Source organism: Streptomyces sp. NBC_00568 (genome assembly GCF_026341855.1).
GTDB lineage: Bacteria > Actinomycetota > Actinomycetes > Streptomycetales > Streptomycetaceae > Streptomyces.
In genome coordinates, this window is sequence record NZ_JAPENW010000001.1 from 748,485 (window position 1) to 772,015 (window position 23,531).

Sequence of the window (23,531 nt, forward strand, 5' to 3'; positions counted from 1 at the left end):
CCCCTACTCCCCCCACGTGCCTCAGGAGTCGCTCGAGTCCCACTGGTTCGGCATACGAGGTATGCCTGGTCACGGGGTAAGAGGGATGTAAGCCATAGGAGGTTCCATCACTTTCGGGGAGACTCGGCCCGGACTCGCCCCCAGGGGCACGGCACTACTGGAAGAGTCATATCCATGCAGGTCTGGCCTGGAGAGGCATATCCACTCGGTGCCACGTACGACGGCGCCGGTACCAATTTCGCGGTCTTCTCGGAGGCCGCCGACCGTATTGAGCTGTGTCTGCTGCACGACGACGGCTCGGAGACGGCCGTGGAACTGCGCGAGACCGACGCGTTCGTCCGGCACGCCTACCTGCCCGGCATCATGCCCGGGCAGCGGTACGGCTTCCGGGTGCACGGGCGCTACGCACCGGAGCGCGGACGGCGTGCCAACTCCGCGAAGCTGCTCCTCGACCCGTACGCGCGTGCGATCGCCGGTTCCGTGACCTGGGGCGAGGAGGTGTACGGCTATCCGTTCGGGTCACCCGACAAGCGCAACGACCTCGACTCGGCGCCGCACACCATGTCGTCGGTCGTGGTCAACCCGTACTTCGACTGGGGCGACGACCGACGCCCCCGCACGGAGTACCACCACACCGTGCTCTACGAGGCCCACGTCAAGGGTCTGACGATGCTGCACCCGGCGCTCCCCGACGAGCTGCGCGGCACGTACGCGGCTCTCGCCCACCCGGCGATCATCGAACACCTGACGGAACTGGGCGTCACCGCGCTGGAACTGATGCCCGTACACCAGTTCGTGAACGACCACCGTCTGGTCGACATGGGTCTCAACAACTACTGGGGTTACAACACCATCGGCTTCTTCGCCCCGCACAACGCGTACGCCTCCTGGGGCGACCGGGGGCAGCAGGTCCTGGAGTTCAAGTCGGCCGTCCGGGCACTGCACGAGGCCGGCATCGAGGTCATCCTCGACGTGGTCTACAACCACACGGCCGAGGGCAACCACCTGGGTCCGACCCTCTCCTTCAGGGGCCTCGACAACGCCTCGTACTACCGCCTGGCGGACGACCCCCGCTACTACATGGACACCACGGGCACCGGCAACTCGCTCCTGATGCGCTCCCCGCACGTGCTCCAGCTCATCATGGACTCGCTGCGCTACTGGGTCACCGAGATGCACGTGGACGGGTTCCGCTTCGACCTCGCGGCCACCCTGGCGCGGCAGTTCCACGAAGTGGACCGGCTGTCGTCGTTCTTCGACCTCGTCCAGCAGGACCCGGTGGTCTCCCAGGTGAAGCTGATCGCCGAGCCCTGGGACGTCGGCGAGGGCGGCTACCAGGTGGGAAACTTCCCGCCCCTGTGGACCGAGTGGAACGGCAAGTACCGCGACACCGTGCGGGACATGTGGCGCGGGGAGCCGCGCACGCTGGCCGAGTTCGCTTCCCGGCTGACCGGCTCGTCCGACCTGTACCAGGACGACGGTCGCCGCCCGCTCGCCTCCATCAACTTCGTGACCTGTCACGACGGCTTCACCCTGAACGACCTCGTGTCGTACAACAACAAGCGCAACCAGGCCAACGGCGAGGACAACCGGGACGGCGAGAGCCACAACCGCTCCTGGAACTGCGGCGCCGAGGGCGAGACGGACGACCCGGACGTGCTGGCGCTGCGGGGCCGGCAGCGGCGCAACTTCATCGCCACCCTGATGCTCTCCCAGGGCGTGCCGATGCTCAGCCACGGCGACGAGTTCGCGCGCTCCCAGGGCGGCAACAACAACGCGTACTGCCAGGACAGCGAGCTGGCCTGGGTGCCGTGGCCCGAGGAGGACTGCGAGCTGCTCGCCTTCACGCGGGCGATGGTGTGGCTGCGCCGGGACCATCCCGTCTTCCGGCGGCGGCGCTTCTTCCACGGGCGGCCCGTCCAGGGCACCCACGACGAGCTCTCCGACATCGCGTGGTTCACTCCTGAGGGCCAGGAGATGACCCAGCGCGACTGGGGTTCCGCGCAGGCCCGGGCGCTGTCCGTCTTCCTGAACGGCAACGCGATCTCCGAACCGGGCCCCCGCGGGGAGCGCATCGCCGACGACTCCTTCCTGCTGATGTTCAACGCCTCGCCGAAGTCCCTGGACTTCGTCGTGCCGGTCGACCACGGCCGCCAGTGGCAGGTCGTCGTCGACACGTCCCGGCCGGAGGGAGTCGCCCCGGGTACGGGCGCGAAGGTCGAGGCGGGAGAGCGGCTGACCCTGGTCGACCGGAGCATGACGGTGCTGCAGCGGCCCGCCTAGAGCGGCCCCCGTCTCGCGTCACGCGCGCGTGGGCTCCGTCATGGGGCACACGCGCGCGTGGCCTTCCGTCCGCGTGTGGCCTTCCGTCGCAGGGCACGCGCGCGTGACGGGGGCGGAGCGTCCGTTCCCTTCCGCCGTACGTCGTGGGCCGCGCCGTCGGCCGGGCGGCGCGGGGCGGCGGGCCGGCGGGCCGGCAGAAGTCGGTCGTGCCACCGGTCCGGGCCGCCGTGCGTGTCCATATGCGTGCGCCGATGACAGGAAATCCAGCCGGGCGGGTACGTAGGTTCCCATGACACCTGAGCGTCCCGAACCGGCGATCACGGACCCGGTCGTCCCCGGCCCGGTTGTTCCCGTCGTACCGACCGCCACGTACCGGCTCCAGCTCCAGCCGGAGTTCCCCTTCCGGAGTGCCGAGGCGGCCGTGCCGTATCTGGCCTCGCTCGGCGTCTCCCACCTGCACCTGTCCCCCGTCCTGGAGGCCGTGCCCGGCTCCACGCACGGCTACGACGTGGTGGACCACACGCGCGTACGGGCGGAACTGGGCGGTGAGGAGGGGCTGCGCTCCCTGGCGCGCACCGCGCGGGAGCACGGGCTGGGCCTCGTCGTGGACATCGTGCCGAACCACATGGCGATGGCCCCGCGCCACAACCACGCCCTGTGGGAGGTACTGCGCGAGGGCCCCGGGTCGCCGTACGCGCACTGGTTCGACATCGACTGGGACGCCCAGGACGGCCGGATCCTGCTGCCGGTGCTCGGGGACCGTCTCGGCGCAGAGATCGGCCACCTGAAGGTCGACGGCGACATACTGCGCTACTACGACCACGTGTTCCCGCTGCGCGACGGCACCGCGAAGCTGCCGCTGCCCCAGCTCCTCGACGCCCAGTGGTACCGCCCGGCATGGTGGCGGATGGCCCGCACGGACCTCAACTACCGGCGCTTCTTCAGCATCTCGGAGCTCATCGGAGTGCGCGTCGAGGACCCGGAGGTGTTCGCGGCGACCCACGCGAAGATCCTGGAACTCCTCGACGACGGTGTCATCGAGGGACTGCGCGTCGACCACCCGGACGGTCTGGCGGACCCGGACACGTATCTGCGCCGGCTGCACGAGGCGACCGGAGGCCGCTGGACGGTCGTCGAGAAGATCCTCGCGGACGGTGAGCCGCTCCCGCCCGCGTGGCCCGTGGCGGGCACCACCGGCTACGACGCGCTACGGCACGTCGACGGCCTCTTCACCGACGAAGCGGGCGCGAGCGGGCTCCTCGGCCGCTACCGGCGGTTCGCGGTCCCGCAGGCCGACCGGGGCGGCCACTGGGAGAGCACGGTGCGCCGGGCGGCGTACAAGGTGGTCACCCATGAACTGGCCGCCGAGGTGGAGCGCCTCACGCGCGTGGCGAGCGCGCTGTGCGCCGCGTCCCCCGATCCGGCCCTGCGCGACCACGCCCCCTGGGCCCTGGGCGCCGCGCTGCGGGAGCTCCTGGTCCGGCTGGAGGTGTACCGGCCCTATCCGTCCACGGACGCGTCCCTGGTGGTGACCGAGCGGGCCGCCGAGGAGGCCAGGGCGGCGTTCAGGGTGCCCGAGGAGGCGCATGCCGTGGACGTCGTACGGGACCTGGTGCTCGGGCGGGGCGGTGACGGGCCCGAGGCGGCCGAGTTCCGGGCCCGGTTCGCGCAGACCTCGTCGGCGCTGCGGGCCAAGTCCGTGGAGGACACGGCGTTCTACCGCTATGTGCCGCTGCTGTCCGCGAACGAGGTGGGCGGCGCCCCGGGCAGTCCCGCGGTGTCCCCGGAGGACTTCCACGCCTACTGCGCGCGCGTGCAGCGCGACTGGCCCGCCACCGGAACCGTCCTGTCGACCCACGACACGAAGCGCAGCGCCGACGTGCGCGCCGCCGTCTCGGTCCTCACCCAGTGCCCGGAGCGCTGGTCCGACGTCCTCGCCGAGGTGGCCCTCGACGGGGCGGGGATGCCCGACCCGCAGGTGGCGTGGGCCGCCTGGCAGACGGTGTTCGGCCTCGGCCCTGCCGACGGCGGCGGTGGCGGGCACGAGCGGGAAGGCGGAGGTGAGGGCGGGGGCGAAGGCGGCGGTGCGGCGTACGAGGAGCGGGTCCGGGACGCTCTGTTGAAGCACATCAGGGAGGCCGGAACGCACACCTCCTGGACCGAGCGGGATCCCGCGTACGAGGACGCTGTGGCGGCGTTCGTCACCGAGGGGCCGTGCGGGGCCCCCGGCCGGCCCGTGGCCGCTCTCCGGGCCTCCCTGGCACCACACGTACGGGCGAACGTCCTCGGGGCCGCTCTGGTCCATCTGACGATGCCCGGGGTGCCGGACGTGTACCAGGGCACCGAGGACGAGTACCGGGCGCTGGTGGACCCGGACAACCGGGAGGCGTTCGCGCCGCGGGACCTGTCCGCGGAGAAGGTGGCGCTCACGGCCGCCGCACTGCGGCTGCGCGCCCGGCGGCCCGGCGTCTTCGGCGACGCGGCGACGTACGCGCCGCTTCCGGCCCGGGGCCCGGGAGCCGCGCACTGCGCGGCGTTCGTGCGGTCGGGAGAGGTGATCACGGCCGTCACCCGGCTGTCGCTGCGGCTGGCGGAGGCGGGCGGCTGGCGCGACACCCGCCTCGCGCTCCCCGAGGGACGGTGGGCCGACGTTCTCTCCCCCGGCTCGCCCGAGCGGGAGTTCACGGGGCACGCGCGCGTGGCGGACCTCTTCGGGAGGTCGCCCGTCGTGCTGCTGGAGCGCGTCAGCGCAGACGCACCGGCAGGGTCCGGGGAGACCGGCTGATCAGACCCTCGGCGGGAGGCCTGGGCCCCGGCGCCCTGCGGACGTCCGGCAGGACGGTCAGCAGGGCGCGCAGGCCGTGCTCCGCGGTCAGCCGGGCCAGCGGGGCACCCAGGCAGGAGTGCGGTCCCGAGCCGTACGCGAGCTCACCCGGGTCGGCGCGGAAGACGTCGTAGCGGTCCGGGTCCGCGAACCGTGCCGGGTCGCGGCCCGCGGCACCGAGCAGACACGCCACGGTGGCGCCCTCGGGGATCGGGCCGATCGGTTCGAGGGCCCGGCGCGACACGATCTGCAGCGGCGGATCGCGGCGCAGCGACTCGGCCCAGGCGCCGCCCGTCAGCTCGGGGCGGGTCCGGATCAGGTCCAGCTGGCCGGGATGGTCGAGGAGATTGGCGAGGAACGAGGCGAGCGCGCGTGCGGTCGTCTCGCCGGCCGCGCCCAGCACCGCGCCGGCCAGGCCCGTCACGTCCTCCTCCGGAAGGGGACGGCCGTCGGTCCGGGCCGCGCACAGCGCGGACAGCAGATCGTCTCCGGGGTGGGCGCGGCGGCGGGCGACGTGGGGGCGCAGGTAGGCGTCGAGTCCGGGGCGGTGCCCGCCGAGGTGGTCGAGTCCCGTACGGCACCAGGCGTGCACGCGCGCGGTGTCCTCGTAGGGCAGCCCGAGCGCGGCGACGGCGGCCGCGGCGGGCAGCCACTGGCAGAACTCGGCGACGAGATCGGCCTCCCGGCGGGACGCGAGGCGGCGGGCGAGGACGTACGCGGTGCGCTCGACGCCCGATTCCAGGGCCGCCAGCGCGCGGCCCCGGAGCGCCGGGGACAGGAGGGCCCGGTGCCCGCCGGGCGCGCCGTCCGCCCGGCGGGCCACTGCGGGTCCGGGCGAGGGCGCGACGAGCCGCGGGTCCGCGAGTGCGGCGCGCACATCGGCGTACCTGCTGATCAGCCAGGCGCCGAACGGCTCGTCGTACACGAGGGGGAAGTCTCCGCGCAGGGTGCGGTAGAGCGGGTGGGGGTCGCGCTCGGTGCCGGGATCGAGCAGGCTCGGCGGGACGGTCGCCCGCGCGGACGGGACGCGCGGGGGCAGGTACGGCGCCTCGGTCAAGGGGCACGGGGGCGCGAACGGGGGCGCCGGCGAGAGAGACAGGGCCGTGACCGGAGTCGGCGGCGGACCCGTGACGGGCGAGAGCGGCCCGCCCATGAAGCCCGGCGGCGGACCCGCGAGGGACGGGGGAGGCGGGCCCGGCACGGACGGGGGCGGGGGCGGGTTCTTGACCGGTGGGCCCGCGGGTATCGCCGCCGGGCCGCCTTCGCCGGGAAGGCCATGAGGACAGAGCACCGCGGGCCACCACCTCGGGTCTGCGCGCCGGACCCGCGCGCGGTTGTTCCGAGTCGACCACCACCTGCCCGGGACCGCAGTTCCCGTACACCCGTACGGGTGAATCGTGTACGTGACACCGGCTCGCCCGCGCGGGGCGCGCGCGTACGCCGGTCACCCCTCCCGGGAGCCCGCTCCCGGGCCCTTCCCCCGGTTCTCCGCAGGCCGGGGGGTGCGGTCCGCACCGGCCCCGGGCAGCTCGCGCATCCGCGGCGGACCGTTGCCAGGGGAAAATGCCACCCGGTGCCCCGCGGAGCCGCCCTGTCGCGTTCTTGACAGTTCCCCGAGACCGTGGAGTACTGCCAAAAGCGACGCAGGGCGGACAAGTCGGGGGTGAGTCACCTGCCGGAGCTGCGCTATCCCAGTGTGACCGAAATCGTCTCGTCCGCCTGGGCGTTGGCGGCCCACCGACCCGACCTGTGCGTCCTGCGGCAAGTGGGCACCTCCCGCGCAGGCAGGCCGCTCCACCTCCTGTCCGTCGGCCACGCCCGGCGCGCGGTCCTCGTCGTGGCCGGGGCCCACGCGAACGAGCCGACGGGCGGTTCGACGCTGCTGTCGCTGGCCGAACGCGTGCTGCGCCGAAGGGAGTTGCGAAGAGACACCTCCTGGCACTTTCTGCTCTGCGCGGACCCCGACGGGGCGAGCCTGCATGTGACGCCCGCGCCGCGCACCCTGCTCGACTACCACCTGGGCTTCTTCCGTCCCGCCGGACCCGAGCAGCCGGAGTGGTCGCCCTCCGTCCTGCCGCCCGACCGGCTGCCGCCGGAGACCCGTGCGCTGACCGGGGTCATCGACGAACTGCGGCCCTATCTCCAGGTGACGCTGCACGGGACCGATCTGGGCGGCAGCTGGGTGCAGTTGACCAAGGACATCCCGGGGCTCGCGGAGCCGTTCGCCAAGTCCGCGGCGGAGCTGCGCATCCCGGTCGAGACGGCCGCGTCGGACGCCGCGGGCTGGCCCGCCTCCGGGCCCGGTGTCCATGTGATGCCGGCGCCCGGTTCGGACGCGGCGTACCCGAGCATGCCGGACGACGCCCGGCACAGCACCTGGTACCACGCCCACCGGTACGGCGGTCTGACGGCCGTCGTGGAGGTGCCGATGTGGGCCAGCGACCTGGTGGACGATCCGGCGCCCCACCCCGCCCCCGCGGCGGCGCTGCGGCGCCTGGCACACCGGCTGCTGACCGACGCGTTCCAGGTGGAGGCGGTGCTCCGTCGGGCCCTGCCGCGGCTGCCGGGACCCGACGGGCCCCTTCTGCGGGCGGCGAAGTGGGCGCTGGAACTGGTGCCGGGCCTCGCCGCGGACTGGTCGCAGGCGCCCCCTCCGGACACGACGATGGCGTACGTGGGCAGTGTCGACGCGTTCGGCCGGCGGATTCCGCTGCGGGCCGCGTCCATGCTGCTGCGCGTCCTCCAGGAGTTCGACGACCGCGAGGCACCTCATCTCGAACAGCTGGTGGCCGGCTGGAGCGACGCGTTCGCCGAGCGCTTCCGGGCGCGCTGGGTGCCGCTGGAGAACCAGGTCGAGCACCAGGCCCGTACGGTGATGGCGGCCGCCCGTCACGCGCGCGACAGCGCCGCCTGACTCAGCTCGGCAGGTCGAACACCGCACCCGTCCCGGCTGCCATGACGCAGGAGTTCGAGAACGTGTGCGTGTAGTCGACCCGGCGGCCGTCCCACGCGCCGTACGCCGACACGGTCACCGGCGCGTAGATCATCGGGCACACGGCGCCGGACCGGGGCGGGATGCGCTCGATGTCGCCCCCGGCGGCGCGGAGTTGCTCACAGGCCTCGGCCGCGCGGCCGTGTCCCTGGGGCGGGTCGCAGAGCAGCAGGACGCCGCGGGTGTCGCCGGAGCGGGCGTCGCCCCGGGTGACGCCGAGGCGGAGCCAGTTGCCGGACCGTTCCTCGTGCGGTGCGGCCCGGGCTGCCGGGGGCGCGCCCGCAATAAGGAGCAGGAACGGGACGAGCAGGAACGGGACGAGCAGGGCGGCGCGGAGCGCCGGGAGGGTCTTCGTCATTCCTGGTGCATCGGCACCGTGGCCTGAGCACCCCGGCCCGGCTCACCCGAACGGGAACGCCCGCCCGCGCGGCGCCCCGCGAGGTCGAACGCGGCGAGCACCACACGCGCCTGGTATTCGACTTGGCGTGCGACCGGTATCCATCGGGCCCCGCACCCGTCGCGGTAGTCGGCGCACCACGCGTCGATCAGCCGGTCGAGTTCGGGCAGCGCGTCGCACGGGTCGTGCCCGGAGGCGGTGACCAGCTGGTGCAGCAGCCCGGCCGTGCGCAGGGCGACCCGGCGTCCGGCGAGGCGCAGGGCCGTGAGCCGGGCGGTGTCGAGCGGCGGCAGGGCACGCGCTCCGGCGTCCCGCACGTCGGGATCCCAGGAGTCGGCGAGTCCGGGGCCGACCAGTAAATAGTCGTCCACGGGCGCGAGGAGACAGGTCACGTCCGGCGAGGTGCCGAGGCCGGGCCGCACGCGGGCCAGGATGCCTTCCAGGAGCCGCGTGTCGTGCCGCAGCGTGCGGCTGACGGAGCGGAGCACCGCGTCGGGATCGGCGGGGCGTGCCGGGTCCTCGACGGCGCCGACACCCCACATGGGTGCCTCGACGATCGCCGTCACCGTGCCGTGCGGCTGCGGGTGGAACCAGGTGGAGTCGACCGCGGCCTCCGTGATGGCGGCGGCCAGGTCTCCCCTGCGCGGCGGCGGGACGCGGTAGACGGCGGGGCCGAGCGCCGGCCAGTACAGGGTGTCGTACGGGCCGAGTTCACGCGGGATGCCGAGGCGGGCCGCGCTGTGCGCGACGCGCTGGGCGAGACCGGGCAGGTCTCGGGTCAGCTCGACGAACGCGCCGCCGACGTCGACGCCGTGCAGGGAGCACTGGAGGAACGGCCGCAGCTCGTCCTGGAGGGCGAGCAGGGCGCGGGTCTCCGGCAGGACGGTGCCGTCCGCGCCCTCGGGCAGCCATTCGGGCTGTTCCAGGAAGCCGGGCCGGAAGAAGTGCCGGAAGTAGTGGCCGAGGGTGTACGGGCCGCGGAGCCAGGCCTCGTTGCGGCGCGAGCCGTCCGGGTCGAGGCAGAACAGCAGGTTCCAGGTGGCGTCCGCGCCCTCGGTGAGCCGGGGGTCGGCGAGCGCCCGTTCGGCCAGCCGCAGGACCGTGGCACCGCCCACGGGTTCGTTGGCGTGCGGTCCGGCGACGACGAGGGCCTGGCGGCTGCCGTGTCCGACGGACAGGAGCCACAGCGGCGTGCCGGCCCGGGAGGTGCCCACGCGGCGCAGCCGGGCGGCATCGGGGTGCCGGGCGACGAGCGCGGCGGCGCGGACGCCGAGTTCGTCCACGGTCGGGTAGCGCAGGAGTGGCGGCAGGGCACACCTCCACTCGTACGGTGCCGTCGGTTCACCTGATGTGCATGGTGTACACACAGTCAGTCACGGCTCCGGAGGTACGTCAACACCGCGGGAGGCGGGGGATGTTGCGGAGATCCGCGAGTGGTCGCAGGTCCGGAGGACGCGGAGCCGGAACGCGTGGACTCCCCGGCGAACACCGCGCCCGGGGACCGGCGCGCCGCCGGGCGGCGCGCCCGGCCGGACACCGTCGGCCGCGACACCACGACTCGGCGGGGCGCCCTCCGTGACCCCGCGGCTCAGTCCGAGGCGAGGCGGAACAGCATCCGGCCGAAGCCGATCTGGTCGCCGTCCTGCACGACGGACGCGCCGATGACGCGCCGGCCGTTGACGGTCGTGCCGTTGGTCGAGCCGAGGTCGCGCAGCACCCACACGCCGCTCTGCCTGCTCAGTTCGGCGTGCACCCGGGACACCGTCTCGTGGTTCAGCCTCAGCCCGCTGGCCGGGTCGCGGCCGATGCGCAGCGGGTAGGGGCTGCCGGGGTTGGGCAGCTGCAGCTTGGGCAGGCGCTCGGCCTGCCAGGCCCTGCGCAGCCGTACGGTGAAGCCGGAGACGGCCTCCACCGTGCCGAACACCAGTTTCGACCAGCGGCGCTCGGTGGCCACGTCGGCGTTGGGCAGGTCGGCGGTGAGCACGGCGAGTTCGTCGGACCGGCGGGCGGCCAGGGCCAGCTCCATGCGGCGGATGAACGTGTCGTGCGAGAGGCGGCCGAGGGCGGCGCCGTCACGGAGGGACTTGAGCGCCCGGTCGCGCTCCGCGTCGGACAGCCGCGCGGGGTACGTGTGGAACTCGAAGGACGACGTCACGATGGTGATTGTCGGGCAGTAACGACGGGGTGTCCAGAAGAGCCCGAAACGGCGCGAGGAGCCGCGAGGAGCCGTTCGCGCGACCAAAGGGCGACGAACACGCGGCAAAAGGGTGGATCCGAAAGCGAATTGATCTCCGGTGAAGCACCATGGACGGGCCAATGTCACAGCGAGCCGACAAGGGGGAACCGTCTGTGCGATTCGAAGTGTGGGCACCGCAGGCCGACCGGATGACGCTCCATTGCGCGGGTGTCACGAGCACGCTGGACCGCGATCCCGAGCGTGCCGGATGGTGGACGGGCGACGCGGACGCGGAGGAAGGGACCCGGTACGGGTTCGCGGTGGACGACGGCCCGGCGCTGCCCGATCCCCGTTCGCTCCGGCAGCCGGACGGCCCGGACGGACTGAGCGCGGTGGTCGACCAGGGGCGGTACGCGTGGCGCGCCGAGTGGACCGGGCGGGCGCTGCCGGGCGCGGTCCTCTACGAACTGCACGTGGGTACGTACACACCCGAGGGCACGCTGGACGCGGCGGCCGAGCGGCTCGGGCATCTGGCGGAACTGGGCGTCACACACGTCGAGTTGATGCCGCTGTGCCCGTTCCCCGGCCGGCACGGCTGGGGCTACGAGGGTGTCTCCCTGTGGGCCGTGCACGAGCCGTACGGCGGCCCCGAGGCGCTGAAGCGCTTTGTCGACCGGGCGCACGAACTCGGCCTGGGGGTAGTCCTCGACGTCGTGCACAACCACCTCGGCCCCTCCGGCAACCATCTCCCCGCGTTCGGGCCCTACTTCACGGACACCCATCAGACGCCCTGGGGCTCCGCCGTGAACCTGGACGCGCCCGGCTCGGACGAGGTGCGCGCGTACCTCGTCGGCAGCGCGCTGGCCTGGCTGCGCGACTACCGGATCGACGGACTGCGCCTGGACGCGGTGCACGCGCTGCGGGACACCCGTGCGCTGCACTTCCTGGAGGAGCTGTCGACGGCCGTGGACACGCTCGCCGGCGACCTGGGCCGGCCGCTCTTCCTGATCGCGGAATCGGATCTGAACGACCCGCGGCTCATCACCTCCCGCGAGGAGGGTGGTCTCGGGCTGCACGCCCAGTGGAACGACGACTTCCATCACGCGCTGCACACCACGCTCACCGGTGAGGCGCAGGGCTACTACGCGGACTTCGGCCGCGCCCCGCTCGCGGCACTGAGCAAGACGCTGACGTCGGGCTTCTTCCACAACGGCACGTACTCCAGCTTCCGCGGACGGCATCACGGCCGCCCGTTCGACCGTGCGCGCGTCTCGGCGCAGCGGCTGCTCGGCTACGCGCAGACCCACGACCAGATCGGCAACCGCGCCCAGGGGGACCGGCTCTCGGCCTCCCTCTCCCCCGGGCTGCTGGCCTGCGCGGCGGCGCTGACGCTGACCGCGCCGTTCACGCCGATGCTCTTCATGGGTGAGGAGTGGGCCGCGGGCACCCCCTGGCAGTTCTTCACCGACCACACCGACCCCGAGCTCGCGGAGGCCGTACGGCGGGGCAGGCGGCGGGAGTTCGCGGCGCACGGCTGGGCGGAGGAGGACGTCCCGGACCCGCAGGACCCGGCGACCCGGGACCGCTCCTGTCTCGACTGGTCGGAGCCCGAGGCGCCCGCGCACGCGCGCGTGCTGGCCTGGTACCGCGAACTGATCGCCCTGCGGCACGGTCAGGCCGACCTCTCGGACCCCGATCTCGCGGCGGTCAGGGTCGCCCACGATCTGGGCGCCCGCTGGCTCGCCGTCCGGCGCGGGGACGTCAGGATCGCCGTGAACCTGTCCAAGGACCCCGCGGCGATTCCCCTCGGCATCCACCGCGCGCGGATCCTGGCGGCCTGGGACCCGGTCGAAGCACCGGGCGCGGACGGGGTCCTGAACGTGCCGGGCGAGTCGTGCGTGGTGCTGACGCAGGCGTGAGGCGCTCGGTGCGGCGCCGCCGACGCGAACACCCCCGGGTGCAAGGACTCGTGCGGGGCGCACCCGACGCAGCGCCGCCGACGCGGACGCCCCCCGGTGCTAGGGCTCGTGCGGGGCACGCACGGCGGACACACCGACACCGCAACACGCGCACCCCACGGCCCCGCGCTGCGGGATGCCCGCCCGCACGTGCCCTACGGCACGTCGTCCGGTCCGTCCCGCAGATCCGTGACCCGCTCCAGCAGGATCGACTCCCAGGCGCGCCGCAACCGGGCCTCCAGGAGCGGGACGGGAGTGTCGTCGCGGCCGCGGTGGCGGTCGGCGAGCCGGATGACGGTGTCGCAGCGGGAGAGCCACAGGCCGCGCAGGCAGGGTCGGGCGCCGTATCCGGCGAGCGTGGCGGCGCGTACGGCCGCGGGGGCGCCGACGGCGGTGGCGAGCCCGGCGATGTCCTCGGCCGGATCGCCGAGGACCGTGTCGCTCCAGTCGAGGACGCCGCGCACCCGCCCGTCGGGGCTGACCACGAGGTGTTCGCCCACGAGGTGGTGGTGCACGAGGACCGCGGCGCCGGTCTGCGCGCCGAGCTGGACGGCGGCGGGCGCGGCGAGCTGGTCGAACCGCGCGGGGTCGAACTCCTCGGCGGGGAGCCGCTCGGCGGAGCGTAGCGCGGCGGCCCGAAGGGTCTCCAGGGAACGCGGCGGGGTGCGCGGCACACCGAGCGTCTCGGCCTGGCGTACGGGGACCTCGCGAAGCCCGGTCAGCAGCCCCGCCAGGTCGGCCTCGCCGAGGGCAGAGACGTCCTGTTCCTCACCGGAGACGCCGGGCAGCTTGGTGTCGAGGGTGTAGCTCAGTCCGCTCGCCCACTCGCCCTGCGCGACACTCACCGGGACGGCGACCCCGATGAGCGGGCGGATCAGGTCGCGCAGCCGCAGCTCACGGCGTTGACGCAGAGAGGCGTCGCGGTCCTGGGCGAGCCGCAGCACATGGCGTCGGCCCACCCACCAGGTGGAGTGCCCGCCCCCCTCGGCGACGGGCCGCACGTCCGGTCCCGGGCCCGCCGCGGTGTCGTCGGCGAGCAGGGAGAGGACCAGTCGGCGGACTGCTTCCGTGGTCGGTGTCGGTGTCTGGGTCATGGTCGCGCCCTTGTCGTCCGGGTGCGGGGGCGAAGCGGTTGCCGCGCGGTCGGCGGTCGCACGTCAGTCGACGATCACCATCTCGCGGGATGTGGTGTTGAGGCGGCGTCCGCCGTCGTCGGTCACCGTGACGATGTCCTCGATCCGGACCCCGAACCGGCCGGGCAGATAGATGCCCGGCTCCACGGAGAAGCACATGCCGGGGACCAGGGGCTGTTCCTCGCCCTCGACCATGTAGGGCGGTTCGTGGGTGGTGACGCCGATGCCGTGCCCGGTGCGGTGGATGAAGTATTCGCCGTACCCGGCGTCCTCGATGACGGCGCGCGCCGCGCGGTCGATGTCCTGGCAGGCGGCTCCGGGCCGCACGGCACGGAAGCCGGCCTCCTGGGCCTCGCGCACGATGTCGTGCACCTTGCGTTCCTCGTCGTCGGGTTCGCCGACGTGGACCGTGCGGGATGTGTCGGAGCCGTAGCCCTCCTTGAGGCCGCCGAAGTCCAGGACCACCATGTCGCCGTGCTCGATGACACGTTCGTCGGCCTCGTGGTGCGGGTTGGCTCCGTTGGGGCCCGAGGCGACGATGGTGAAGTCGACCTGGGAGTGCCCGAACCGGCGCAGCAGATCGGCGAGGTCGCGGGAGACCTCCGACTCCCTGCGGCCCGCGAAGGAGACCTTCCGGATCTCCTCGAACGCCGCGTCCGCGGCTGCTCCGGCGGCCGCGAGCCGGTCCAGTTCCGCCTGGTCCTTGACGGCCCTGAGCATCGGCAGGGCCTCGGTGAGCGCGGTGTAGCGGCTGTCGGGGAGCCGCTTCTGCAGGCCGAGCAGATGCAGGGCCCAGCCGTTGTCGCTGATCCCGAAGCGTCCGGCGCGCTCCAGGAGGGGCGCGGCCGCCTCGTAGGGGTCCGTGCCGTCGGTCCAGTCGTGGAGGGTCAGCGCGGACGCGCCGGCCGACTTGGCCGCGTCGGGCGCCTCCAGGGTGGGCACGACGAGGGCCGGGTCGTGGCCCGCCCGCAGCACCAGCAGGGTGAGCCGCTCGGTCTCCACCGGGCGGTACCCGGTCAGCCACACCAGGTCGGGCCCCGGCGCGACCAGGACGCCGTCGAGACCGGCGTCGGCCGCGGCGTCGGCGGCGCGCCGCATACGGCTCTCGTAGTCGCCGGCGGTGAACGGCGCGGGTGTGGCGGTGGTCATCCATGCCTCCGTGTGTGCGGAGTTCCCCAGGGGGCTACGGCAGCATCCTGCCCCTCCGGTGGGGTGTGCGCGAGCCGGTTGTGCCTGTCGCCGGTCAGCTCTCCAGGGCGAGGCGGGCTCCCAGGAGCAGCAGGACGCCTCCGGAGACCTGCTCCAGGCGCCGGCGTACGCCCGTCCGGGACAGGACGGCCTTCATCCGGCCGACGAACCACACGTACACGCTGTAGTAACCCACCTCGTACACCGCCCAGAGCGCGGCGAGGCCGAGCATGGCGGGCAGGTGCGGGGCGCCCTCGGGCACGAACTGCGGCAGGAAGGACATCGCGAAGACGGCCGCCTTCGGGTTGGCGAGGTTGAGCAGCAGCCCGCCCCGGTAGGACGCCCAGCCGCTCTTCTCCGGGCCCTCCCAGCCACCGTCGACGGCCCCCTTGGTACGGCGCGCCTGCCACAGCGTCTGGACGCCGAAGCCGACGAGCACGACGGCACCGACGATCCGCATGACGTCGTACGCCACCTCGGAGGCGGCGAGCAGCGCGGTGAGGCCGAGGGCGGCGACGGCGCCCCACACGAAGACACCCGTCTCGTTGCCGAGCACGGTCAGGAAGCCGGACCGCCGGCTGCGCAGCGACTGTTTGATGATCAGCACGGTGCTCGGGCCGGGCGAGGCGGCGATCAGGGTGCAGGCGCCGAGGAAGGCGAGGAGGGTGCTCAGCATGCGGCCATCCTGGCGGCCCGCGGCCCGCGTGGCCAGCCCCTTTTCCCCGAGCGCCGGCCAGGTCCGAGAGCCGCTCCCCGGGCATTCGCCGGCGCTCGGAACCGTTTCCCGGCGTCCTGCCGCGCCGTGGCCCGCCCTCTGCCTCCCGCCGGGGCCGAGAGCCCCGGAGCCCGCGAACGGCGGTCCGACCGGCCGCGGGGACATCCGACATCCGGCGGGCGGCGGGCAGCGGGACACCCGAGCCGTGGCCGTCGGGCCGCCCGTCTCAGGTCACGATGCCCGGGAGCGCGGACAGTTGCGTTCGGTTGCCGTTCGCGTGGCGCACGTCGAGGGTGACCGCCTTGCCCGGCTGGGCGTCCGCCACCGCGCGGGCGAGGTCGGCGGCCGAGGAGACCTCGGTCCCGCCGACGGCGACCAGGACATCGCCGCGCACCAGGCCCGCGGTGTAGCCGGGGCCGGGGATGTGTACCCCGACGACCAGCGCGCCCCCGCCCTCCGGGGCGTCGACGGCCTCGATCCCCAGGGCCGCCCGGCCGGTCTCCCGCTCGGACCGCCCCGACGGGATCGGGCTGCCGCTGCCGGACCGGGTGGTGGTGCCACCGGGCCGCGGCAGCCCGGAGACGCCCGGGGTCTGCCGTGTCTGCCCGGCCTCACCGGCCTGCTTCCGGAGGTCCGCCAGTCTGCTCATGCCGATCACCGTCGCGCCGACCGTGCCGAGCCCCACGCCGGACAGCACCAGCACCGACCCGACGAACAGGCTGAACAGCAGGGTCATCAGCCGCCCGCCGCGGCGCCGCGCCGCGTGCGGGCGCCGGGTCTCGCCGGGCGGACGGCCACCACAACCGCCCCCGCCGTCACTGCCACCACCACCACCACCGCCACCGCCACTGCCACTGCCACCGCCCGGGTCCTGACCGGGCATCGGCTTGGGACGCAACGCGGTCTGTTCCATGGGTCGCCTCCGGCAGATGTTCCGGCGGATGTTCTACGGACCGCCTCCGGCTCTTGCTCTACCCCGGCCTCCGGCGCGCGACGATTCCCGAACGAGTGAGACTGTCATCCCCGTTCGAGAAGTCTGTCCGCCATGGCCGCCGCCGCTCCGCGCGGCGATCCGCCGTGCACCAGCTCCGTACGGTGCACGACCCGGGGCGCGACGAGGGGCACGGCGACTCCTCCGGGCACGCCGGTGGCCACGGTGCGCGGCAGGAGCGCGAGGCCGTGGCCCGCGACGGCCAGGGCGGTGAGGGTACGGAGGTCGGTGCCGTCGTAGCGCAGCGCCGGGCGGAATCCGCCACCGCCGTTCGCGGCGCGCAGCTGGTCCAGTGGCAGGCCGGAGCCGGGGGCGTCCAGCCAGCGGGCGTCGGCCAGGTCGCCGAGACGCAGGCCCGCGCGCCGGGCGAGCGGATGGGACGCGGGCAGCAGCACGCAGACCGGTTCCTCGCTGACGCCGTGCGTGGTCAGCGGTGCCACGTCGGGCAGCCGGAGGGGGTCGCTCGGCGCGGCGAGTCCGTCGACGAGGCCCAGGTCGGCCGTGCCGGTGGCGACCGCCGCGGGAACCTCGTCGCGGGCGAGCACACGCAGGGTCACGCCCGCCGCGGGAAGCGCCGCGACCGTACGCGGTCCGAGGGCGGTCGGTGTCACGGCGAGCGTCAGCCCGTGCTCGGGCGCGGCCGCCATCCGCGCCACATCGGCGCGGGCCGCGTCCAGGCGCAGCAGCAGCGGTCCCGCGTGTTCGAGGAGCCGCTCGCCCGCCGTGGTGGGCGCGACGGGCCGCCGGGTCAGCAGGGGCGCGCCGAGGTCCTGCTCCAGGGCGGCGATCTGCTGGGAGACCGCGGACTGGGTGTAGCCGAGCTCGCGCGCGGCCTCCGAGAAGGACGCGAGCCGCGCCACGGTGACATACGTACGCAGGAGATGCGGGTCCATGCGCTCAGGATTCCGCATCCCATCAGCGATGCTTATCGAGGGTGCAGTAATCATCGTTGGACGTGAACCGGATGCCGCCCACAGGATGAACGGCATGACCACGAACACCGTGCCCACGGCCCGGGTCGCCCTGGTCGGCGACCGCTCCCCCAACGTCGTCTCGCACACCCGTGTCCCGCTCCTGTTCGACGCCCTCGCCCGGCGCGACCGGATCGTGCTGGACGCCTACTGGATTCCGTCCGAGGACGCGCGGGACCCGGAGGCGGTACGCGGCTTCGACGCGGTGTGGGTGCTCCCGGGCAGCCCCTACCGCAGCGAGGCCGGTGTGCTCACGGCGATCCGTACGGCGCGTGAGGGCGGCATCCCCTTCCTCGGCACCTGCGGCGGCTTCCAGCACGCCCTGCTGGAGTACGCCCGTGACGTCTGCGGTCTCACGCGCGCCGCGCACGCCGAGAACGACCCCGACGCCGACGACCTCCTGATCGAACCGCTCGCCTGCTCGCTCGTCGGCCACGAGGCCACCGTCACCGTCGAGCCGGGTTCGCTCGCCCAGGCGGTGATCGGCTCCGAGCGGACGGTCGAGCGCTACTTCTGCGCCTACGGGCCTTCGCGGCACCTCGACACCCTGCGCGCGCACGGACTGCGGTTCAGCGGGCACGACGAGGACGGGCACGTCCGGATCGCCGAACTCCCGGACCATCCCTTCTTCCTCGCCACCCTGTTCCAGCCGGAGCTGGCGGGGGACGGCTCGCGCCCGCACCCGGTCCTGCGCGCGCTGGCACGAGCCGCGGTGGCCCACGCCGGCCTCACACCCGCGGGCGGACCAGCCTGAGCGCCCGCACCATCAGGTCGCCGGGGGGGTGCGAGGGCGGACCCGACCTCGCGGAGGAGGTCCGCGAGGTCACCGAGGCCGCGACCGCCGGAACCCGTCAGAGCGAGGCGGGCTCCGCGCGCCAGGCGAACGGCAACGCGGGCGCCTGGTCCGGCACGAATCCGTGGGCGCGCCGCGCCAGGTCCGCCGCGCCGTAACGGCGGCAGTCCTGGTGCCACTTCAGGATTCCGGCCAGCCAGTTCTGCAGCTCCGCCACATAGCCCTGCATGATTCCGCGCACCTCCTCCGAGAGCTTGAAGTCCTCGTACAGGATGGGCAGTTCATGGGCGGCGACATGCTGGAACTGCTCCATGCGCTGGGTCGTCAGGTCATGGATGACGCCGAGCGCGGTCGGGTAGTCGCAGCCGAAGAAGTTCTGCACGACGAGGATGCCGTTGTGGACCTCCCCCTCGTACTCGATCTCCTTCTGGTACGAGAAGACGTCGTTCAGGAGCATCGCGTAGTCCATGGCCGCGTTCTCCAGCGACCGGACGGGGCCGCTGCGGTAGACCTCCGGCGGGACCTCGGGGCCGTGACCGAGGCGGCACAGGCCCATGGTGAGCTCGGAGCCGAAGGTGGCCCGCCGCATCTCCAGATAGTCGACCGGGTCCGGGATGCGGTTCTGGATCTGGTTGGACAGCTCCCACAGCCAGCTCTCCGTCATCACGTCCACCGCCGCGCGCAGGGTGGCCCGCGCGTCCGGGGTCATCTCCGCGGTGGTGCGGCGCCACAGGTCGATCAGGCCGCGTTCCATGCCGTTGACCGGGACGGGGAGCTCCTCGCCGTGGACGGGCATGCACGCCGAGAGGCGCGCGGTGGTCAGCCTGGCGGCGGCCAGATCGCGGCGGTTGCCGAAGAGCAGCGGGTAGTAGTCGTCGCCGTAGGTGCCCCAGGCCAGCCACTGCGAGCTGAGGTCGAGCGCCTCGGGGGTCGCGTCGGGGTGGATGCCCGCCGCGCAGAGCGGCAGGTCGTAGGCGATGAGTTTGTCCTCGTCCCAGACGCCCTCCTGGAGCATGCCCGTGGCGTGCATCCAGGTGACGAGGCGGTCCCGGGCACCCGCGAGATGCGGGCTGAGGGTGACCTCGAACGGCATGTGGAAGTCGGGGAGCAGGGAGGGTCCGACCTTCTGGAACGGGACGTGGGTGTACGCGCGCAGCCGCTCTGCGCCGGCCGCGGAGAGCAGCGCCCCGATGTCCGCGGCGGACGTCCCGAACCCGCCCATGCCGAGGGGGCGCGCCTCCTCGACGGCGCCCTCGTTCATGTAGCGGCTGGAGCGCAGGTGCCACTCGTGGCCGCCGGACTGCCAGTCCTGGAGTCCCTGCGTGTACGCGGCCACGGCGCCGATCTCCTGAGGGGTGAGCCCCTTCTCCACGGCCAGCGCGGGTACTTCGGTGAGCGCCGTGTGCTCGAACTGGTGGAGCCGTGAGGTGAGGATGTCGTTGACCGTCTCGGCGGCCTGCTGTGTGGTGCAGCCGAAGAACGTCTCCAGGACGAGGATGCCGTTGCTGAGTTCGCCCTCCTCCTCGACTTCCCGCTGGTAGGAGAAGAGGTCGTTGCGCAGGTGGACGCCGTCGGAGAACGTCTCCATCAGGACGCGCAGCGGCCTCGACTCGGCGACGGACGCGGGCACTTCGGCGGTCGCGTACTCGACGAGCCCGGCCGACCAGGGAGCGCCGCCCACCTTGCGGCGCATCTCGATGTACTCGACGGGGTTGGAGATCCGCCCCTCGTTGATGTTGGACAGCTCCCACATCGACTCGTTGAGCAGATGCTCGGTGGAGACGGCGAACCGCCTGCGCCACTCCGTCGACATCGAGGGCACGGTGCGCGCCCACAGGTCGGCGAGTCCGGCCTCGACGGGGTTCTCCGGCTCGGGTACGGGAGTCGACAGGTCGAGCGGCATGAAGAGGGGCAGCCGGTCCAGGTAGGCCTTGCCGCCGGCGCGGTCCTGGGTGCGTTTGAAGGTCTCCAGGAAGTGGTCGTCGAAGAAGAACACCCACACGTACCAGTCGGTGATGAGGGAGAGGGCCGGTCCGTCGCAGTCGGGGTGGGTGTACGCGCACAACAGGCCGTAGTCGTGTGCGTCGAGGTCGGACTGCTCCCAGATGCCCGAGCCTTCCAGCATGCCCATTCCGCGGGCCCACTCGACCGAGTGGGCCCGCGCCTCGTCCAGATGCGGGTTCAGCCGGGCGGTGTACGGCATGTAGAAGTGCGGGAGTTCGAACGGCTGCGTCATGGCCGGGCCCTACCCATGGCTCCGAGCGGACATCCGCAGGCCAGGACATGATCACACCATCGCGTGAACCGGTGCGAAAGCCGCGCATGGCGGCGTCTGCGTCCGGGCGGGATCCGGGGGCAGCACCTCGGCCCGCGCCCGCGGCAGCACCTCGGCCGGCGCCCGCGGCACCGCCACGGCTCCGGCCCCGGGCGGGCACAGGGACCGGCCCCCGCCCCCTTGCCGACGCGGTGTCCGCCCGCCACCGTGGCCGTATGACCTTCCTCGCGCTCCCCCGTGCCGTGCACGGTTCCGCTGTCCGTGCGGTGTCCGCGGGGCGCGGCCCGTCCGCCGCCGGACCGGTGTCCGCACAGGTGTCACCAGATCCGGGTCGCGTCTCCGTCCCGTCCGCGTCGGCAGGTCCACGCTGTCGCGCCGTGCCGGAGGGCCCGGGCGGGCGCTGCGGCGGGGTTCGGGAGAGCACCGGCGGGCGGCGCTCGGGCGAAGTCCCGGGCGGGTGCGGCGCCGAGAGGCGAGAAGGCCCCGGCAGGCGCGGCGGCGGGGACTCGTGGTCGTGAGCGCCGCGTCTCGGTCGCACGTGCCTCCGGTTCCGGACGTGTTCGACCCGCGCCGGTACGCCGACGGGGTGCCCCACGCCGCGTACCGCGTCCTGCGCGATCACCACCCGGTGGCCTGGCAGGAGGAACCCGAGGTGCTGGGCTGGCCGGCCGGTCCCGGGTTCTGGGCGGTGACCCGGCACGCGGACGTGGTCCGGGTGCTCAAGGACTCCTCGACGTACTCCTCGTACCTCGGCGCGACCCAGATCCGGGATCCCGACCCCGCGGATCTGCCGTTCATCCGGCGCATGATGCTCAATCAGGACCCTCCGGAACAGGGCCGGTTGAGACGCCTGGTGAGCCGGGCGTTCACCCCGCGCCGCATCGAGCACTTCGCGTCGGTGGTACGCGAGCGGGCCCGCACGCTGCTGGGGCGGGCGGTGCTGGAGGCCCGGTCGGGCGACGGCACCAGCGACCTCGTCGCCGCGGTCACCGACGACTACGCCCTGCTCAATCTCGCTGATCTGCTCGGCGTGCCCGAGCGCGACCGAAAGCTGCTGCTGCACTGGACGCGGCGGGTGATCGGCTACCAGGACCCCGACGAGGCGGGCCCCGCGGTCCTCGGCCCGACGGGGAAGCCGGTCGATCCGCGCTCCCCGGCGATGCTGCGGGACATGTTCGCCTACGCGCGGGAGCTGGCCGAATTCAAGCGGCGGCATCCCGGCGACGACGTGCTGACCACCCTCGCCACCGATGCCGAACTCGCCCCGGAAGAACTGGAGATGTTCTTCTTCCTGCTCACGATCGCGGGCAACGACACCGTGCGCGGCGCGGCCCCCGGGGGCCTGCTGGCACTGGCGGAGCGTCCGGAGGCGTACGAGGGTCTGCGCTCGGGCCGCCATCGACCCGCCACGGCCGTCGAGGAGCTGCTGCGTGTGCACCCTCCCGTGCTGACCTTCCGCCGGACGGCGGCCGTGGACACGGAACTGGCCGGCCGGCGTCTGCGCGCGGGCGACAAGGTGGTCGTCTTCCACGCCTCGGCCAACCACGACGAACGCGTCTTCGCCGACCCCCACCGGCTCGACCTGTCCCGGGCCCCGAACCCCCATGTCTCCTTCGGTGACGGCCCGCACGTCTGCCTGGGCTCCCACTTCGCACGGCTCCAACTGCGGGTGCTGTACGAGGAGACCGTGCGGGCCATGCCCTCGCTGCACACCGCGGGTCCGCCCGGACGTCTCGTCTCCAACTTCATCAACGGCATCAAGTCCCTCCCTCTCCGGGTGACTTGACCACCGGTGCGGTGCACGGGATCACCGGTCCGGGCACTCCCGTGCGCCGCCCACCTCGTCGTCCGCTCAGTCGGAGCGGAGGTTCTCCAGTGTCGAGCGGGTGTCGGTCTTCACCCAGCGTGAGACATCGCCGACCTCGGGCGGAGTGGTCGTCTCGTAGGACGACGTGTAGACGCTCCAGCTCATCTGGTACGTCATCCAGCCGTCGCGCACCGCGAGGATCACCGCCCGGCTGCCGCTGGTTCCCGAGCCGGAGGTGGTGTCCTCGGTGACGAGATAGGCCTCGTCACCGAAACCGGACACCTTCTCCACCTCGTAGTCGTCGTAACGCTGGTTGTACTCGGACCACACGGCGGTGAACTCGGCGGAGGGATCGGTCTCCTTGTGGAGATCCACCTGCACCGAGAGATACGCGTCGGAGTAGGAGGAACTGGACGATTTCTTCAGGGAGATGCTGCAGTAGCTCTCGTCGATGGCCTTGTGCTTCAGCGCGTTGTGCGTGGGTGCGCTGTCCTGCTCGGTGTACTCGGTCCGCAGGGCGGTGTAGTCGACCGCGGAGCAGAGATTGGCCTTGGCCCGGTATCCCGCCAGATCCGGGTCGTCGCCGAGCGGGCGGAGCAGGAAGACCCCGCCGGCCCACAGCGCGGAGGCGACCACCGCGCCGACCGCCGCCCACAGCACCGCACGTCCCGCGGTGCCCTTGCCGCCGGGCGGCGGGGGAAAGCCCGGCGGTTGCCCGTACGAGTACTGCTGGGCCGGAGGATAGACGGGAGGAAGGCCGTAGCTGTTCGCCGGGGCCGGGCCCGGGTACGGATTGCCCGGCGCGGGTTCGGGTCTTGGCAGCGCCGACGGCTGGTGGTGCGCCTGCGACTGGTTCGCGGGGGCGGGCGGAGCCGTGGAGCCGGGTGGGGGCGACGTCTGCGCCTGGGGCTGCGCCGGGACGTCCTCGGGCCGATCCTGCATCCTGTGCTCCTTCTCCGAAGTCGTCGGGCGTGCGATCAAGGTGGCGGAACGGACGCCGCGCTCGACGCCGACCGGATGGCGGTGTC

At 73.2% G+C, this 23,531-nt stretch carries 17 protein-coding genes; 6 read left to right on the forward strand and 11 right to left on the reverse strand.

The genetic code is table 11. From position 1 onward, the window contains the following. The first annotated feature begins 174 nt into the window (after positions 1 to 174). Together glgX and treY are read left to right on the forward strand one after the other, a co-directional pair. Complete coding sequence (gene glgX, locus OOK38_RS03205) at positions 175 to 2,283, forward strand: glycogen debranching protein GlgX (RefSeq protein ID WP_266763598.1); 2,109 nt, start codon at positions 175 to 177, stop codon at positions 2,281 to 2,283. Positions 2,284 to 2,572: 289 nt separating this feature from the next. Further along, the gene (treY, locus tag OOK38_RS03210) at positions 2,573 to 5,068 is read left to right on the forward strand and encodes a malto-oligosyltrehalose synthase (protein WP_266763597.1); all 2,496 of its coding nucleotides are present in this window, start codon (positions 2,573 to 2,575) and stop codon (positions 5,066 to 5,068) included. Here the strand turns inward: treY and OOK38_RS03215 are convergent. Then, entirely contained in the window at positions 5,028 to 6,164 is a 1,137-nt protein-coding gene (locus OOK38_RS03215) for a cytochrome P450 (RefSeq protein ID WP_266763596.1), read from the reverse strand. The genes treY and OOK38_RS03215 overlap by 41 nt on opposite strands. A 606-nt stretch (positions 6,165 to 6,770) precedes the next feature. Here OOK38_RS03215 and OOK38_RS03220 point away from each other — a divergent pair. Then, on the forward strand, positions 6,771 to 8,021 hold the full coding sequence (locus OOK38_RS03220; protein WP_266763595.1) for a M14 family zinc carboxypeptidase: 1,251 nt from the start codon (positions 6,771 to 6,773) through the stop codon (positions 8,019 to 8,021). A gap of 1 nt (position 8,022) precedes the next feature. Here OOK38_RS03220 and OOK38_RS03225 read toward each other — a convergent pair whose 3' ends face one another. From OOK38_RS03225 to OOK38_RS03235, 3 genes are all read right to left on the reverse strand, one after another. Next, positions 8,023 to 8,457: an SSI family serine proteinase inhibitor gene (locus OOK38_RS03225; RefSeq protein ID WP_266763594.1), complete on the reverse strand. Its 435-nt coding sequence runs from the start codon at positions 8,455 to 8,457 to the stop codon at positions 8,023 to 8,025. Further along, positions 8,454 to 9,779, reverse strand: coding sequence for a M14 family zinc carboxypeptidase (locus OOK38_RS03230; RefSeq protein ID WP_266763593.1), 1,326 nt, complete (start codon positions 9,777 to 9,779; stop codon positions 8,454 to 8,456). Before OOK38_RS03230 ends, OOK38_RS03225 begins: the two co-directional genes overlap by 4 nt. Before the next feature lie 305 nt (positions 9,780 to 10,084). Then, positions 10,085 to 10,651, reverse strand: a complete 567-nt coding sequence (locus OOK38_RS03235) for an FHA domain-containing protein (protein WP_266763592.1) — start codon at positions 10,649 to 10,651, stop codon at positions 10,085 to 10,087. Positions 10,652 to 10,845: 194 nt separating this feature from the next. Here OOK38_RS03235 and treZ point away from each other — a divergent pair, with 194 nt between their 5' ends. After that, a complete protein-coding gene (treZ, locus tag OOK38_RS03240; protein ID WP_266763591.1) occupies positions 10,846 to 12,591 on the forward strand; it encodes a malto-oligosyltrehalose trehalohydrolase in 1,746 nt (581 codons plus the stop codon). A gap of 194 nt (positions 12,592 to 12,785) precedes the next feature. On the opposite strand, the gene OOK38_RS03245 is transcribed toward treZ, so the two are convergent. The 5 genes from OOK38_RS03245 to OOK38_RS03265 form a co-directional block, all read right to left on the reverse strand. Then, positions 12,786 to 13,724: an aminoglycoside phosphotransferase family protein gene (locus tag OOK38_RS03245; protein ID WP_266763590.1), complete on the reverse strand. Its 939-nt coding sequence runs from the start codon at positions 13,722 to 13,724 to the stop codon at positions 12,786 to 12,788. Between the two features lie 63 nt (positions 13,725 to 13,787). Further along, positions 13,788 to 14,912, reverse strand: a complete 1,125-nt coding sequence (locus OOK38_RS03250) for an aminopeptidase P family protein (RefSeq protein ID WP_266763589.1) — start codon at positions 14,910 to 14,912, stop codon at positions 13,788 to 13,790. Positions 14,913 to 15,006: 94 nt separating this feature from the next. Beyond that, entirely contained in the window at positions 15,007 to 15,627 is a 621-nt protein-coding gene (locus OOK38_RS03255) for a LysE family translocator (RefSeq protein WP_266763588.1), read from the reverse strand. Between the two features lie 265 nt (positions 15,628 to 15,892). Then, positions 15,893 to 16,579 (reverse strand): PDZ domain-containing protein, encoded by a 687-nt coding sequence (locus OOK38_RS03260; protein ID WP_266763587.1) that lies wholly within the window; start codon positions 16,577 to 16,579, stop codon positions 15,893 to 15,895. 104 nt (positions 16,580 to 16,683) lie between these two features. Further along, positions 16,684 to 17,550 carry a LysR family transcriptional regulator gene (locus OOK38_RS03265; protein WP_266763586.1) on the reverse strand — a complete coding sequence of 289 codons (867 nt, stop codon included), beginning with the start codon at positions 17,548 to 17,550 and terminating at the stop codon, positions 16,684 to 16,686. Between the two features lie 94 nt (positions 17,551 to 17,644). Here OOK38_RS03265 and OOK38_RS03270 point away from each other — a divergent pair, with 94 nt between their 5' ends. Further along, the gene (locus OOK38_RS03270; protein WP_266763585.1) at positions 17,645 to 18,382 is read left to right on the forward strand and encodes a hypothetical protein; all 738 of its coding nucleotides are present in this window, start codon (positions 17,645 to 17,647) and stop codon (positions 18,380 to 18,382) included. A 97-nt stretch (positions 18,383 to 18,479) separates the two neighbouring features. On the opposite strand, the gene cyc2 is transcribed toward OOK38_RS03270, so the two are convergent. Continuing rightward, positions 18,480 to 20,657: a germacradienol/geosmin synthase Cyc2 gene (cyc2, locus tag OOK38_RS03275; protein ID WP_266763584.1), complete on the reverse strand. Its 2,178-nt coding sequence runs from the start codon at positions 20,655 to 20,657 to the stop codon at positions 18,480 to 18,482. Positions 20,658 to 21,252: 595 nt separating this feature from the next. Here cyc2 and OOK38_RS03280 point away from each other — a divergent pair. Further along, positions 21,253 to 22,482 carry a cytochrome P450 gene (locus OOK38_RS03280; protein ID WP_266848087.1) on the forward strand — a complete coding sequence of 410 codons (1,230 nt, stop codon included), beginning with the start codon at positions 21,253 to 21,255 and terminating at the stop codon, positions 22,480 to 22,482. Between the two features lie 66 nt (positions 22,483 to 22,548). Here the strand turns inward: OOK38_RS03280 and OOK38_RS03285 are convergent, their stop codons facing one another. Further along, entirely contained in the window at positions 22,549 to 23,445 is an 897-nt protein-coding gene (locus tag OOK38_RS03285) for a hypothetical protein (protein WP_266763583.1), read from the reverse strand. Positions 23,446 to 23,531 lie beyond the last annotated feature (86 nt).

Bases quoted from the DNA above. Each gene is read 5' to 3' on its own strand.
- OOK38_RS03225 (WP_266763594.1), bottom strand. From the start codon at position 8,457: ATGACGAAGACCCTCCCGGCGCTCCGCGCCGCCCTGCTCGTCCCGTTC.
- OOK38_RS03270 (WP_266763585.1), top strand. From the start codon at position 17,645: ATGACCACGAACACCGTGCCCACGGCCCGGGTCGCCCTGGTCGGCGAC.
- OOK38_RS03260 (WP_266763587.1), bottom strand. From the start codon at position 16,579: ATGGAACAGACCGCGTTGCGTCCCAAGCCGATGCCCGGTCAGGACCCG.
- OOK38_RS03265 (WP_266763586.1), bottom strand. From the start codon at position 17,550: ATGGACCCGCATCTCCTGCGTACGTATGTCACCGTGGCGCGGCTCGCG.
- cyc2 (WP_266763584.1), bottom strand. From the start codon at position 20,657: ATGACGCAGCCGTTCGAACTCCCGCACTTCTACATGCCGTACACCGCC.
- OOK38_RS03245 (WP_266763590.1), bottom strand. From the start codon at position 13,724: ATGACCCAGACACCGACACCGACCACGGAAGCAGTCCGCCGACTGGTC.
- OOK38_RS03255 (WP_266763588.1), bottom strand. From the start codon at position 15,627: ATGCTGAGCACCCTCCTCGCCTTCCTCGGCGCCTGCACCCTGATCGCC.
- glgX (WP_266763598.1), top strand. From the start codon at position 175: ATGCAGGTCTGGCCTGGAGAGGCATATCCACTCGGTGCCACGTACGAC.
- OOK38_RS03285 (WP_266763583.1), bottom strand. From the start codon at position 23,445: ATGCAGGATCGGCCCGAGGACGTCCCGGCGCAGCCCCAGGCGCAGACG.
- OOK38_RS03250 (WP_266763589.1), bottom strand. From the start codon at position 14,912: ATGACCACCGCCACACCCGCGCCGTTCACCGCCGGCGACTACGAGAGC.
- treY (WP_266763597.1), top strand. From the start codon at position 2,573: ATGACACCTGAGCGTCCCGAACCGGCGATCACGGACCCGGTCGTCCCC.